Origin of the sequence: Nocardiopsis codii, from assembly GCF_036327455.1 — a bacterium.
Classification (GTDB): Bacteria; Actinomycetota; Actinomycetes; order Streptosporangiales; family Streptosporangiaceae; genus Nocardiopsis; species Nocardiopsis codii.
In genome coordinates this window covers 38,860-53,311 of sequence record NZ_JAUZMY010000029.1, presented here as the reverse complement: position 1 = coordinate 53,311, position 14,452 = coordinate 38,860, and the positions used below count along the sequence as shown (strand labels likewise).

General features: G+C 72.7%; 10 protein-coding genes. 8 read left to right on the top strand and 2 right to left on the bottom strand.

All coding sequences use genetic code 11. The annotated features are described in order from the left end of the window. Window positions 1-11 precede the first annotated feature (11 nt). Window positions 12-689, top strand: coding sequence for an MBL fold metallo-hydrolase (locus tag Q8791_RS24805; RefSeq protein ID WP_330094208.1), 678 nt, complete (start codon window positions 12-14; stop codon window positions 687-689). A gap of 267 nt (window positions 690-956) precedes the next feature. Continuing rightward, entirely contained in the window at window positions 957-2,717 is a 1,761-nt protein-coding gene (aspS, locus tag Q8791_RS24800; protein ID WP_330094207.1) for an aspartate--tRNA ligase, read from the top strand. A gap of 103 nt (window positions 2,718-2,820) precedes the next feature. Here the strand turns inward: aspS and Q8791_RS24795 are convergent, their stop codons facing one another. Further along, window positions 2,821-2,961, bottom strand: a complete 141-nt coding sequence (locus Q8791_RS24795) for a hypothetical protein (protein WP_330094206.1) — start codon at window positions 2,959-2,961, stop codon at window positions 2,821-2,823. Between the two features lie 581 nt (window positions 2,962-3,542). Here Q8791_RS24795 and Q8791_RS24790 point away from each other — a divergent pair. Further along, a complete protein-coding gene (locus Q8791_RS24790; RefSeq protein ID WP_330094205.1) occupies window positions 3,543-5,594 on the top strand; it encodes a SpoIIE family protein phosphatase in 2,052 nt (683 codons plus the stop codon). A gap of 79 nt (window positions 5,595-5,673) precedes the next feature. Then, window positions 5,674-7,083: a replication-associated recombination protein A gene (locus Q8791_RS24785; RefSeq protein ID WP_330094204.1), complete on the top strand. Its 1,410-nt coding sequence runs from the start codon at window positions 5,674-5,676 to the stop codon at window positions 7,081-7,083. 271 nt (window positions 7,084-7,354) lie between these two features. Here the strand turns inward: Q8791_RS24785 and Q8791_RS24780 are convergent, their stop codons facing one another. Further along, a complete protein-coding gene (locus Q8791_RS24780; protein WP_330094203.1) occupies window positions 7,355-8,917 on the bottom strand; it encodes a serine/threonine protein kinase in 1,563 nt (520 codons plus the stop codon). A gap of 387 nt (window positions 8,918-9,304) precedes the next feature. Between Q8791_RS24780 and Q8791_RS24775 the strand changes: the two genes are divergently transcribed. From Q8791_RS24775 to alaS, 4 genes are all read left to right on the top strand, one after another. Continuing rightward, the gene (locus Q8791_RS24775; RefSeq protein ID WP_330094202.1) at window positions 9,305-9,697 is read left to right on the top strand and encodes a DUF948 domain-containing protein; all 393 of its coding nucleotides are present in this window, start codon (window positions 9,305-9,307) and stop codon (window positions 9,695-9,697) included. Further along, on the top strand, window positions 9,694-9,975 hold the full coding sequence (locus Q8791_RS24770; RefSeq protein ID WP_330094201.1) for a magnesium transporter CorA family protein: 282 nt from the start codon (window positions 9,694-9,696) through the stop codon (window positions 9,973-9,975). Before Q8791_RS24775 ends, Q8791_RS24770 begins: the two co-directional genes overlap by 4 nt. Window positions 9,976-10,188: 213 nt before the next feature. Further along, on the top strand, window positions 10,189-10,896 hold the full coding sequence (locus Q8791_RS24765) for a hypothetical protein (RefSeq protein ID WP_330094200.1): 708 nt from the start codon (window positions 10,189-10,191) through the stop codon (window positions 10,894-10,896). Window positions 10,897-11,152: 256 nt separating this feature from the next. After that, entirely contained in the window at window positions 11,153-13,822 is a 2,670-nt protein-coding gene (alaS, locus tag Q8791_RS24760) for an alanine--tRNA ligase (RefSeq protein WP_330094199.1), read from the top strand. Window positions 13,823-14,452: the final 630 nt, after the last annotated feature.

Below are 14,452 nucleotides of genomic sequence, written 5' to 3'. Positions count from 1 at the left end.
CGACAACCGCCGTGCTCATCGCCGCACTTCCCACCGGGCCCCTCGCCGCGAACTGCTACGTGCTCGCACCGGCCCCTGGCGGCGACTGCATCATCGTCGACCCCGGCCAGGAGGCCGCGGAGCAGGTCGAGAAGGTGCTGACGGAGCACGCCCTGACCGCCGTCGCGGTCCTGCTCACCCACGGGCACTTCGACCACGTGTGGTCCGCCGCCGAAATCGGTGAGCGCCACGGCGTACCGGTCCACGTGCACGCCGAGGACCGCCGGCTGCTCACCGACCCCGCCGCGGGAGTCGACCCCGGTTTCGCCGAGCAGCTGTCCTCGCTGCTGGGGGAGGGCCCCCACACCGAGCCCGCCGACCTCGTCGAGGTCTCCGGGGGCGACACCCTGACCTTCGCCGGGCTGGACGTCGAGGTGGAGCACACCCCCGGCCACACACCCGGGTCGGTCGTCTACACGGTGACCACGGAGGACGGGGTCCCGGTCATGTTCGCGGGCGACCTCGTCTTCGCCGGGTCCATCGGGCGCACGGACTTCCCCGGCGGCGACCACGACGCCATGCTGCGCAGCCTCGCCGACGCGGTGCTGGCCCGGCCCGACGGAACCCAGGTCCTGCCCGGCCACGGCCCCGCCACCACGGTCGAGCGCGAACGCGCCACCAATCCGTACCTGCGCGATATCGCCGGCTGACCGCAGTCCCGGACGGATCCACCCCCGCAGGAACGACGTGATGACGACCGAACACCACCGAGGCGTCGACAGCCCGAGCGCGTGCCCCTGGCCGCGCGACGGACGAGATATCGGCACCGGCCCCGCCTGAGGCGGGTTCCGGTGGTTTCACACCGCCCTCCCCGGGCCGGGCCCGGGTGCGCGTGGGCGGTGTGCACAGGACTGGCCCGTACCAAAGCGCAGGTCGGGCACACTTGACACGAACCAAGACGCTGAAGGAGAAGTCCGTTGATACGCACGCATGAGGCAGGTGCGTTGCGCGCCGAGCACGCCGGCGCGACCGTTGTCCTCGCCGGCTGGGTGGCACGCCGCCGCGACCACGGCGGCGTGGTCTTCCTCGACCTGCGCGAAGCCTCCGGAGTGGCCCAGGTCGTCGTCCGCGAGGACGACCTCGCCCACGACCTCCGCGCGGAGTACTGCATCAAGGTCACCGGCACGGTCCGGGTCCGGCCCGAGGGCAACGAGAACCCCGAGATCCCCACCGGCTCGATCGAGGTCGCCGCCGACGAGATCGAGGTGCTCAGCGAGTCCGCCCCGCTGCCCTTCCAGCTGGACAGCGCCGCGGACGTCGCCGAGGAGACCCGGCTGCGCTACCGCTACCTGGACATCCGCCGCCAGGAGATGGCCGAGAACCTGCGCCTGCGCTCCAAGGCGACCTACGTCGCCCACGACGTGATGCGCGACCTCGGCTTCGTGTACGTCGAGACGCCGTACATGACCCGCTCCACCCCCGAGGGCGCCCGCGACTTCCTGGTCCCCGTCCGCCTCCAGCCGGGCCACTGGTACGCCCTCCCGCAGTCCCCGCAGCTGTTCAAGCAGCTGCTCATGGTCGGCGGAATGGAGCGCTACTACCAGCTCACCCGCTGCTTCCGCGACGAGGACCTGCGCGCCGACCGCCAGCCGGAGTTCACCCAGATCGACCTGGAGATGAGCTTCGTCGACGAGGAGGACATCTTCGCCGTCGGCGAGACGCTGTTCACCCGCCTGCTGCGCGAGGTGCGCGGCGTCGAGCTGCCCGAGCGGTTCCCGCGGATGCGGTTCGCCGAGGCCATGGACCGGTTCGGCTCCGACAAGCCGGACCTGCGGTTCGGCCAGGAGCTGGTCGAGGTCACCGAGTACTTCGCGGACACCTCGTTCCGGGTCTTCAAGGCCCCCTACGTGGGCGCCGTGGTCATGCCGGGCGGCGGATCCCAGACCCGCAAGGAGCTGGACGCCTGGCAGGAGTGGGCGCGTTCGCGCGGCGCCAAGGGCCTGGCCTACGTGCTCGTCCAGGAGGACGGCACCCTGGGCGGACCGGTCGCGAAGAACCTGTCCGACACCGAGCGCGAGGGCCTGGCAGCCAAGGTCGGCGCCGTCCCCGGCGACGCCGTCTTCTTCGCGGCGGGCAAGCGCTATGACAGCCAGGAGCTGCTGGGGGCCGCGCGCCTGGAGATCGGCAAGCGCTGCGACCTGATCGACACCTCCCGCTGGGAGATCCTGTGGATCACCGACATGCCGCTGTTCGAGGAGGCCGACGAGGAGGGCGCCTGGAAGCCGGTGCACCACCCCTTCACGGCTCCGGCGGTCGAGGACGAGGCCGACTTCCAGGACCACCCGGGCACCACCAACTCCCGGGCCTTCGACCTGGTGCTCAACGGCTACGAGCTGGTCTCGGGCTCCATCCGTATCCACCGCGCCGAGATGCAGCAGCGCGTCTTCGAGACGATCGGCCTGAGCAAGGCCGAGGCGGAGTCGAAGTTCGGGTTCCTGCTGGAGGCGTTCAAGTTCGGACCGCCCCCGCACGGCGGCCTCGCCGTGGGCTGGGACCGGATCATCATGCTGCTGGCCGGCCAGCCGACCATCCGCGAGGTCATCGCGTTCCCGAAGACCGCTTCGGGCGGTGACCCGCTGACCGGGGCGCCCACGCCGATCACCGGGGCCCAGCGGGCCGAGGCCGGTGTCGACGCGGACCCGGAGGCCGAGGCGCAGGCCAAGGCGGACCGGAAGTAGGCAGAGGAAGGCCCTGAGGACTCTGTCGCGGGGGCGGTGCGCGGTGACGCGTGCCGCCCCCGACGTGCTCCCGGGACCGTCTCCCGCATCCCGGGGACGGGGGCTAGCGCTTTCTGCCGCCGCAGCTCCAGCAGGAGTGGTCGACGTCGGTGTTGCTGCTGCCGCACAGGCGGCAGTCCCAGTCCCAGACGGTGCCGCGGACGAACGTCATGACGGCACGCTTGAGCACCAGTGACATGGGCATGTCCTCAAGGGGTCGGAGAATTTCACACTGCATGTTCGGTGCCCGAATTCGACCTACTTTGAACCTTCCTAAACGGTCACACGGAGAAATCTGTCGACTATCGGGCGTAGCCACCCGGGGGGAAGCCGACCGAACCCGGCCCCGGTGCCCCGGTACGGATGCGCCGGGGGCCGCCATCCCCTACCGTTGAAGGCGAATCACCCTTCCCGCGCCGCGATCCACACGTGTCCTGGAGTGAACACGATGTGACAGTGGGGATGTCCCCATTCGCGTGCGGAGTGGTGGCGGAGTGCAGTCTGCGCTATTGAGTCACACGCGCGTAACGATTCACGTCCCGTGTCCGGACGAATGCGGCCATGGGCGTGGAACCCGGCGCCCACCCCCTTCACTGGTGGACCATGGTGGTCCGTGTCCGACCGGGTCCCGTCGGTGCCGGACGGAGCAGGATGTGCCGCCCGCCCGGTCCCACCACCGGAACAGACCCTGCCCCGGACACTAGAATGAGCCGATCGGCACGTTCCAGGGGTGACCGCGCCTGAACGCGGGTGTGACGTCCGAGACGACATGAGGATGAGTCATACGTGAACGGAAAACGCGCTTCAGGCGATGGCTCCGAGAGCACGCTCGCGGGGGCGTTCGCCCACGCTCCGGAACCCATGGTGCTGGCCGCGGCCGACGGCGCGATCGTGCACGCCAACCACGCCTTCACCGAGCTCTTCGGCCGTGAGGGCGCCGACCTCGCCGGGCGCGTGTGGCACGACCTCCTCGACGGCGACGACGCCCAGCGCGGAGCCCACGCCCACGCGGAGGCCGTCGCCGGAAACCGGGGCCGCCGCTCCCGCCTGCACCTGGGCGTCACCGACAAGGGCGCCCGCCTGGTCGAGGTCGAACTGCGCCCCCTGCCCGCACGCGGGGACGAGGGTGCGGGCGACGGCCGCGTCGTCGTCCTGATGCACGTGCTCTCCACCGAGGAGGCCGACCTGCGGGTCGTCGGGGAGCTCCGCACCGACAACTCCGACTCCGTGCTGTGGAGCCTGGACCTGGGCACCGGCCGCCTGCGCGAGCTCTTCGGCCCGACCCCGCTCGGCGCCCTCCTGGCCGGGAACGACCGCGAACTCGAACGCATCCTCGAACGGGTGCACCCCGACGACATCGCCCGCGTCCGCGACGCCATGTCCGCGTCCTTCGCCGGACGGGACTACGAGCAGCGCTTCCGCGTGTTCGACCGCCTCGGCGACGAGCGCTCCCTGCACGTGCGCGCCCGCTTCGTCCCCGGGGACCCCGACCGGCTCGTCGGCATCATCGACGACGTCACCGAGCACGTCCAGCTGGTCCGCCGCCTCGCCGACCGCCGCCGCACCGAGGCCGAGCACGGCCGCCTGGTCACCGAGCTGTCCTCCAAACTCGTCTCGGCCACCACCGTCGACAAGGTCATGGACCTGCTCAGCGACGAGTTCCTGCCGATCTTCGGCGGCGTCCAGGCCGTCGCCCTGTACGTCGAGGGAGGGCTCCTGCGGGGCTCGCCCGACGCACGCACCCGCGGCGGCAACATCGACCACATAGACGGTCGCCGGGCCGACGACACCGACTTCCCCATGGGCGCGGTCATCCAGGACCGCCAGCCCCGCTTCTTCGAGAGCCGTGCGGAGATCATCAGCCGCTTCCCCGCCGCGGTCGAGCTCATGCGCCAGGTGCGCGGCCAGGCCTGGGCGACCGTGCCCATCTTCGGGGACGGCAAGGTCGCCCTCGGCGTCTGGCAGATGGTCTGGGACCGCCCCCACCACGCCAGCCGCGACGAACGCGCGCTCATGCTCACCTTCGCCGGCCTCGCCGGCCAGGCCCTCCAGCGCATCAAGGCCCAGCAGGCCGAACTGGAACTGGCCGACGCCGTGCAGCGCCGCATGCTGCCCCGCCAGGTGGCGAGCTTCCCCGACATGGACATCGCCACCAAGTACCTGCCCTCCCGCGCGGACTGGCGGATCTGCGGCGACTTCTACGACGTCATCGAACTCCCCGACAACAAGGTCGGGCTGCTCGTCGGCGACGTCCAGGGGCACGGGGTCGAGGCCGCCGCGGCCATGGGGCAGATCCGCGTGGCCTTCCGCGCCTACGCCACCAACCAGTCCGACCCCGGCGTGGTCCTCGGCGAGACCAACCGGCTGCTCACCGAGACCGGCGAGATCGTCTTCGCCACCTGCGGCTACCTCGTGATCGACCGCGAGAGCGGCGTCATGCAGGCCGCCTGGGCCGGGCAGCCCCCCGTCGTGCTGGCCTCCGGGAGCGGCTACGAACTGTGGGAGCCCGAGACCGGTCCGCCCCTGGGCGTGCTCGCCGACACCGAGTACGCCGTCACCACCCGCATGCTCCCTCCCGGCAGCACCCTGCTGCTCTGCTCCGACGGCCTCGTGGAGAGCTCCGAACTCCCCATGGGAGACGGCCTCGCCCTGGTCGGCGAAGCCCTCGCAGAGCACTTCGAGGACCCCGAGGCGGCCGCGCACGTCCTCGCCGAGATGGCCCCCGCCGGCCGCGGCGACGACATCGCCCTGCTCATCACCCGGATGACCCCGGTCCCCGCCGCACCCGCGCCGGACACCGCCCCCGCGCCGACCACGACAGCGACGTCCGCGCCCTGACCCCCGCGGGGCGGCACCGCCGCGGACGAGGCTCCGCGCTCCGGCCCGAACGGTCACCCGCCCGACCTACCCTGGGTAGGTGTCCGAAACACTGTTCGACGATGCCGGGGCCGAAGCGGCCAGGGGGCAGGAACCGCTCGCGGTCCGCATGCGCCCCCGCACCCTCGACGAGGTCGTGGGCCAGCGGCACCTCCTGGGCGAGGGCAGTCCGCTGCGCCGCCTGGTCGAGGACGACGCGCCCATGTCCGTGTTCCTGTGGGGCCCGCCGGGAACAGGCAAGACCACCCTGGCCACGGTCGTCAGCAGGGTCACCAAGCGCCGGTTCGTGGAGCTGTCCGCGGTCAACGCCGGAGTGAAGGACGTCCGCGCGGTCGTGGACGAGGCCAAGCGCCGGATGGGCATGCACGGCACGCGCACCCTCCTGTTCGTCGACGAGGTCCACCGGTTCAACAAGACCCAGCAGGACGCGCTCCTGCCCGCCGTGGAGAACCGGTGGGTGAGCTTCATCGGCGCGACCACCGAGAACCCCTTCTTCTCCGTGGTCAGCCCGCTGCTGTCCCGCTCGCTCCTGCTCTCCCTGGAGTCACTGGACGACGACGACGTCCGCGCGCTGGTGGACCGCGCGCTGACCGACGAGCGCGGGCTGGACGGCCGGTACGCCCTCTCCGACGACGCCGCCGACCACCTCATCCGCCTGGCCGGGGGCGACGGGCGCCGCTCCCTCACCTACCTGGAGGCCGCCGCCCTGGTGGCGGGGCCCACCCCGCCGCGGTCCCGCGGCGCCTCGGACGGGGACGGGCCCGCCGCCGGGGAGGACGCCTCCGAGGACGCACGCCCGGGGACCGGGCCGGTGACCATCACCGCCGAGAACGTCGAGCGGGCCGTCGACCGGCACGCCGTGCGCTACGACCGCTCGGGCGACCAGCACTACGACGTCATCAGCGCGTTCATCAAGAGCATGCGCGGCTCGGACCCCGACGCCGCCCTGCACTACCTGGCCAGGATGATCGAGGCGGGGGAGGACCCCCGCTTCCTCGCGCGCAGGATCGTCGTGCACGCCAGCGAGGACGTCGGCATGGCCGACCCCACCGCCCTGCAGACGGCCGTGGCGGCCGCCCGGGCCGTGGAACTCATCGGTATGCCCGAGGCGCGCATCAACCTCGCCCAGGCCGTCATCCACATCAGCCTGGCGCCCAAGTCCAACTCGGTCATCACCGCGATCGACGCCGCCATGGCCGACGTGCGGGCGGGCCTGGCCGGGCCGGTGCCCCCGCACCTGCGCGACGGCCACTACAAGGGCGCGGCCGAACTCGGCCACGGCAAGGGCTACCGCTACGCCCACGACTTCCCCGGCGGGGTGGCTCCCCAGGAGCACGCCCCCGAGGGCCTCACCGAACGCGAGTACTACAAGCCCACCCAGCACGGGGCGGAGCGGCGGTTCTCCGAGGTGCTCCAGCGCATCAAGGGCGTGCTCAAGAGCGGAGGGTAGGCACGCCGGAGGAGGGGGACGCAGATCCCCCCGCCCACCCTTTTACGTCCAGTCTCCACACCAACGGGCGGGTGGCACAGCCCCCGCCCGTTCCTGTGGACAACCCGCCGCGCCCCGCCGCCGCACCCTCGCCGTGCCTCCGGCCGCAGCACCCCCGCAGCATCCCTGCCGTCGCACCTCCCCGCCGTGACCCCGGAGAGGCGGGGCGCCCACGGGCCCCGGGTGCACCGGCCGGCACGGCGCGGAGGGGCGGAGGGGCGGAGCCCCCGGCCTAGTCGGTGTACAACTCCGTGATCTGCACGATCTCGCGGGGGCCCTCGCCCGGCTCCTCGTCGGCGAAGGTGACCTCCACGATCACGACGGGACCCCACGACAGGTAGTCGACGAAGTCGTTGCCGGTCAGCTCCCAGGTGCCGCGCCCCTCCTCGTCGAGGAACACGTGGTCGGGGGCGGCGCAGAACTTCGCGCACAACACCTCGGCGTCGGGCGCGATCGTCGCCTCCGCGGGCTCACCGGCCTCGTCCCACTGCTCCGCCCACGCCGAGTGGCTGGGCAGGCCCTGGCCGCGGATCGGCTCGTCGTCGCGGTCCACCGGGGTGTAGACCCACGGCCCCTCCGCCAAGTCCTCCTGGTCGGCCGGGTCGAACCGCGCCACCAGGGTCCGAGGCGCGTCGTCGGCCGACGGGCTCGCCGCCTCCGGCTCCTCCTCCGAGGCGTCCGCGACCAGGGCCTCCTCGTCCGAGGGCCCCAGCAGCTGCGACACCCCCCACACGCCGGCGCCGACCAGCGCCAGCGCGATCGCCGCGCTCCCGGCCACCAGCAGAGCCCTCGTGGGACGCCTGTTGGACATCCGCCCCTCCAGGCGGATCACCTCGGGCACCCGCGCGGGAGGCTCCACGGCGTGCCACTCGCGCTCCAGAATGCGCGTCAGCTCGTCACGGCCGGTCGGCGCCCCGCCGGCGGGAGCCCCCTCGTCGTCGTGCTCCGACTGCCACACCGCGATCACCGCACCGATGACCTCGCGCAGGCTGGGACGGCCGTCGGCGTCCGGGGCGAGGGCACGGCCCACCACCGGCAGGAGGCCCTTGGAGAGCCCGCTCAGGTCGAAGGCCCCGTTCGCGGCGCGCTCGGCGATCTCCTCGGGTTCCCCGGGGCCGAAGGGGAGCCGGCCCGTCCCGGCGAACGCCACGATCGCGCCCCAGGCGAACACGTCGGAGGCGGGCGTGGCCGCCCCGCCCCGGAACCTCTCGGGGCTCAGCCACGTGGCGCCCAGGCCCCGCATCCGGTCGGGGGAGGCGGCGACCGCGCAGTCCATGATGTGCGGGCCGTGCGACTCCAGCAGCACCTCGCTGGGGCGCAGCGACCCGTGCGCCACCCCCCGCGCGTGCAGCACGGACAGGCCCTCGGCCAGGCCGGTCGCCAGGGCGATCAGCTTGCCGGTGCCCAGACCGCCGCGCTTGGTCACGTAGTGCGACAGCCGCTCGCCCGCCAGGTAGGGCATGGACAGCCACGGCGGGTTCGCGTCGGTGTCGAAGGCCAGCGGCACGACGACCCGCTTGGAGTTCACGTTGGACAGCGCGCGCAGGCGCTTCTCCAGGGCGGGGTAGGCGTCGGGCGACTCCAACTCCGGGGACCTGAGCACCTTCACGGCGACCAGCCGGTCGCTCGCGGTGGACGACGACACGTCGACGGCGGCGTAGACGGTTCCGGTGGCCCCCTGCCCCAGCCGCCCGAGGACGAGGTAGGGGCCGATCCGCGAGGGGTCGTCCGGATAGAGGGGGGCGAGGTCCGGCGGTACCAGTACGGAGATCTCTCGGGGAGAACGAGGGCTCATGGGTGTCCTGTCGATGCTTCTGGGGCAAGGGAGGCTGAGTGTCCGCACATCGTAGTGAAGTTCCCGCCCCGTAGTGATTCTCCAGCAGAGCCGGGCCCGCGTCGATCCCCGCGTCCTCCGCCGGTCGCCGTGCGCGGGGGGTGGGCCGGGGAGTGACCCCCGCCACCCCGCCCGTCACCGTGGCGCCGCCGCGCGCCCGTCGCCGGGACGCGATAGGGTCGGCCGAAACCGGCCCGACCCGTCCGCGGAGGCCCGGTTCACCACTCGGGAGGCCCGACCCGGCGCAGTCACCGGCTCCCCCGCACACCCGGCCCCCAGCCCCGACGCGTGAGCGAGGGGGCCGCAGCACACACTTGAAGTACACCTCTATCTGCTCACGGAGCCCGCATGCTTACCGGAGGAGAGGTCGCCGCGCTCGTCGCCGCGGTGGTCTGGGCGGTGCTGGCCACGTTCATGTGCGTGGCGCTCGTCAAACTGATCAAGCTCATCAACGAGGCGACCAAGGTCGTCTCGGAACTGGGGGACCGCACCCCGCCGCTCCTGGACGACGTCGCGTCCACGGTGGAGCGCACCAACACCTCGCTCGAACGGGTCGAGGAGATCACGGCCAACGTGCAGGCGACCTCCGAGGACGTCTCCACGATGACCGCGCTGACCCGCTCGGTGGTCACCGGCCCCCTGGTGCGGGTGGCCTCGCTCTCCTACGGGGTGCGCCGCGTGCTCGGCCAACGACGCGCGCTGGCCGTGGTGCGGGGCCGCAAGAGGAAGGCGAACCGGTGATCGGCAAACTCTTCTACCTCACCGCGGGCGCCGTCATCGGCGGCTACGCGGTCCACCGGGTCAACCGCGCCAGACGCGCCCTCACGCCCGGCGGTATCGCCGAGCGGGTGGAGGGCCAGGTCACCGAGTACCGGGGCGCCCTGCGCGAACTCAACGACGACCTCGCGGACGCGGTCCGCGAACAGGAGGAGGAACTCCTCCGCCGCTACGCCCCCTCCGGCGGGCGCGACCTGTCCGCCTCCCGCCGCCGCGCGGCGCGGGAGATCCCGGAGGGGTAGGCGGTGGCCCGCGGCTCGCGGCTCGCGGCCCCGGTCCCCTGTGCCCTGGGACACGTGCGCCCGCCGCCCCGTGACACGGGGGAGCGGCCGGGGCCGCCCGGCCCTCCCGCGGCCGGGCCGCGGGCGCGCGTGCCCCACCGGCCCGCGTGGTGACATGTCACGAACTCTCTGTAGGGTCTCGGCACCGGAACCCGGTGCCACGAGAGGCAGAGCGTGAACCCGAACCCCCCGCACCACCAGCCCCCCGGCCACCCCGTGCCGCCGAACGGCCACGCACCTGTGCCCGGTCACGGGCACGGCGGCCCTGCGCGACTGCCCCCGGCTCCCACCCACGGGAGCCGCGATCCCCAGAGGGGACACCCGGGGCACGCCCCCGCCACCCGGCCGCACGCGCAGCAGATCCCGTCGTTCGGGGGCGCGCCCCTGACCGCTCGGATCCTGTTGCTTCTCAGCGCTCCGCTCGGCCTCCTGCTCGCCCTGCCCTTCGTCCTCACGGCGATACGGGAAAGCCCCGTCCTCTTCCTGATCCCCGTCGTCTTCGGGCTCAGCAGTGCGGGGGCGATCGTCCTCGTCATCCTGGCCGAGCGCCGTTCCCGGGCCGTCCGGTGGAGCACCCTCGCCTTCCACGTCCTCGCGCTCGCCCACCTGGTGTTCGTCATGGTCGGCGCACCCGATCCCGGTTCCCCGGGGCCGGGGATCCTCTTCCAGGGGTTGGCGGCCCTGTTCAGCCTCGCGGGCCTCGTCCTCATCGCCACTCCGGAGAGCGGCAGGTACTACGTGAAGCCGACGGGGCAGCCGCCCGCACCCCCGGCAGGCGGCCGCGGCGGGGCTCCCCGCGCCGTCACCGGCGGTGGCCCACAGCAGCCGCCCGCCGGCCCCCACGGTCGGCCCCCGACGGGCGGCCGCGATCCGCACCGGTAGCGGCCCCGCCACGCGGTGGTCCGCCCGCCACGGGGGACGAGCGCGGGGCCCGGCGGTGGTCGGCGGCGATAGCCTTGGAACAACCAGGCCGCCGCGGGTGTCGTCATCAGGACGGGTCCCCGGCGGCCACCCGTAAACCACGCGCGCTGGCAGGCGGTTCCCCCTAGCATGGGCCACCACCGACCACGCGTCAGACGGTCCCGCGCAGGGACGACCCGCCGCCCAGGGCGGCGGAGCCGAGCACAGGAGGGCATCAATGGAGACGGCAGAGATCGCGCGCCGCTTCCTCAGTTTCTTCGAGAAGAACGGACACACCGTGGTGCCCTCGGCAAGCCTCATCGCCGAAGACCCCACGCTGCTGCTGGTCCCCGCAGGCATGGTCCCGTTCAAGCCCTTCTTCCTGGGCCAGCGCACGCCCCCCTACGCCACCGCGACCAGCGTCCAGAAGTGCATCCGCACCAAGGACATCGAGGAGGTCGGCAAGACCTCCCGGCACGCGACCTTCTTCCAGATGCTCGGGAACTTCTCCTTCGGCGCCTACTTCAAGGAGCAGGCGATCCCGCTGGCGTGGGAGCTCGTCACCACCCCGGTGGAGGACGGCGGCTTCGGCATCGACCCGGACCGGCTGTGGGTGACCGTCTACCTCGACGACGACGAGGCCGAGCAGATCTGGCGTGAGAAGGTCGGCGTGCGCCCCGAGCGCATCCAGCGCATGGGCATGGAGGAGAACTACTGGTCGATGGGCGTCCCCGGACCCTGCGGCCCGTGCTCCGAGATCTTCTACGACCGCGGCCCCGAGTTCGGTGTCGAGGGCGGCCCCGAGGCGGACGAGAACCGCTACATCGAGATCTGGAACCTCGTCTTCATGCAGTACGAGCGGGGTGAGGGCGGCGACAAGAGCGGCTTCCCGATCCTCGGCGAGCTGCCCAAGAAGAACATCGACACCGGCCTGGGCCTGGAGCGCCTCGCGGCGGTCCTCCAGGGCGTCGACAACATCTACGAGACCGACATCATCGGCCGAGTCCTGCACCGCGCCGCGGAGCTGACCGGCACCCGCTACGGCGACAAGCACGAGCAGGACGTCATGCTCCGCGTCGTCGCGGACCACGTGCGCAGCGCGGTCATGCTCGTCGCGGACGGCGTCAAGCCCGGCAACGAGAAGGCCGGATACGTCCTGCGGCGCATCCTGCGGCGCTCCATCCGCAACCTGCGCCTGCTGTCGGGCACCGACGCCTTCCACCTGCACGAGCTGACCGCGGTCAGCATCGACGCGATGAAGGACATCTACCCCGACCTGCTCGACAAGGCCGACGTCGTCCACGGTGTGATCGACACCGAGGAGAGGAACTTCGCCGACACCCTGCGCGCGGGCACCACGCTGTTCGGCAGGGCGGCCGAGCGCACCCGCCAGGCGGGCGGCACCACCTTCTCCGGGTCGGACGCCTTCCAGCTGCACGACACCTACGGCTTCCCGATCGACCTCACGCTGGAGATGGCCGCGGAGCAGGGCCTGACGGTGGACGAGACGTCCTTCCGGGAGCTGATGCAGAACCAGAAGAACACCGCGAAGGCCGACGCGAAGGCCAAGAAGCTCGGCAACGCCGACATCTCCCTGTACGCCACGCTCCTGGAGGGCGCCGGGTCGACCGACTTCCTCGGCTACTCCGACGCCGAGAGCGAGTCGCACGTCAAGGGCATCGTCGTCGGCGGCGTCTCTGCGCCCACGGCCCGCGCGGGGGAGAAGGTCGAGATCGTCCTCGACCGCACCCCGTTCTACGCCGAGAGCGGCGGCCAGCTCGCCGACAAGGGCACCCTGACGGTGGACGGCCGCGGCGTCGTGGACGTCGAGGACGTGCAGAAGCCGATCCCCGGCCTGTTCGTGCACCGGGGCACCGTCCGCTCGGGCGAGATCGTCCTGGACGACGTCGTGCACGCGAGCATCGACACGGGCCGCCGTCACGCGATCGAGCGCTCGCACTCGGCCACCCACCTCATCCACTCGGCGCTGCGCAACGCGCTCGGCCCGTCGGCGGGCCAGGCCGGTTCCGAGAACCGGCCCGGCCAGCTGCGGTTCGACTTCACCGCCGACGCCGCGCTCGGCGGCGACCGCCTGGCCGAGGTCGAGGAGGAGGTCAACACGGTCCTGGCCGGCGACATCGCGGTGCGGACCGAGGAGAAGAGCCTGGACGAGGCGTTGAAGATGGGCGCGCTCGCCATGTTCGGCGAGAAGTACGGCGACCGCGTGAGGGTCGTGGAGATGAGCGACTACTCCGTCGAGCTCTGCGGCGGCACCCACGTCCCCTCCACTGCCCGGCTCGGCATCGTGAAGCTCCTCGGCGAGTCCTCCATCGGCTCGGGCGTGCGCCGTGTCGAGGCGGCGGTGGGCGTCGACGCGTTCAAGCGGCTGTCCAAGGAGTCGGCGCTGGTCGGCCAGCTGTCCGAGCAGCTCAAGACCCCGCGTGAGCAGCTGCCCGAGCGGATCGACACCATGGTCTCGCGGCTGCGGGCCGCGGAGAAGGAGATCGAGAAGCTGCGCGCCTCCCAGGTGCTCCAGGCGGCCGGTTCGATCGCCGACGGGGCCCGCCGCCACGGTGCGGCGCTGGTCGTGGCGGCCTCCGCCCCGGAGGGTGCGAGCGGCGACGACCTGCGCACCCTGGTCCTGGACGTGCGCGGGCGCCTGGGCGAGGAGGAGCCGGTGGTCGTGGCGATGACGGCCGTGCCCAAGGACCGCCCGGTCGTGGTGATCGCGACCAACAAGGCCGCGCAGAAGGCCGGGATCAAGGCCGGAGACCTGGTGGGCGTCGCGGCCCGCGCGCTCGGCGGCGGTGGCGGCGGCAAGCCGGACATCGCCCAGGGCGGCGGCACCGACGCGACCAAGGTCGAGGAGGCGCTGCGCGCCGTGGAGGCGCGCGTCGCAGGGGCCTAGGAGCCACGCGGGCGGTGGCCGGAGGGCATGACCGTGCCGCCCCGCGCAGAGGTTCCCCGTACTTCCAGGGGACCACGCGCGGGGCGGCCGGGGAACCCTTCGGCCACACCTGTGGACGGCCCCGGTCCCGGTACGGTCCGCGGTGGCGGTGACCCTCCGCCATCCGCCCTCCCCTCCCAGGAGCCGCCGCCCTCACGCCTGTCGCCTGCCGTCCTCCGGGACCGCTGTTCGCCTGCCGCTCCGCACCCGTCCGGTCCCGCGACGGGGGCCGGGCGGACACGGCGACGAAATCACGAATAGTCACACAGGGCTCTGTAATGTAACTCTGTGTGAATATGAGGGTGATCGCAGGAGAACCTGTCCCGTGCCGCCGGGTCCCGTCCGGGACCCCGTCGGCGGCCGGGGTGGTGGCGAGCCTCTCACCCGGGGCCCACCTCCCGCCCGGCCCCGGCGCTCCGCACCTCCGGCCGGGGCACGCCCCCTGCCGTCGACGGGCCCGTCGCCCGGCGCCGGACGCACTCCGCGACCCGAGCCGGACGCGCCCCCCCGGCTCGCACCCCGGCCCAGCTCACCGGGCGCGCACGGCGCCTCCGCACCGGCCCTGCCGACCACGGGGGTACCCGATGCCGT

Excerpts from the sequence above, each read along its gene's own strand:
- Q8791_RS24795 (WP_330094206.1), bottom strand. The coding sequence starts at position 2,961 with ATGCCCATGTCACTGGTGCTCAAGCGTGCCGTCATGACGTTCGTCCGC.
- Q8791_RS24780 (WP_330094203.1), bottom strand. The coding sequence starts at position 8,917 with ATGAGCCCTCGTTCTCCCCGAGAGATCTCCGTACTGGTACCGCCGGAC.
- Q8791_RS24775 (WP_330094202.1), top strand. The coding sequence starts at position 9,305 with ATGCTTACCGGAGGAGAGGTCGCCGCGCTCGTCGCCGCGGTGGTCTGG.
- alaS (WP_330094199.1), top strand. The coding sequence starts at position 11,153 with ATGGAGACGGCAGAGATCGCGCGCCGCTTCCTCAGTTTCTTCGAGAAG.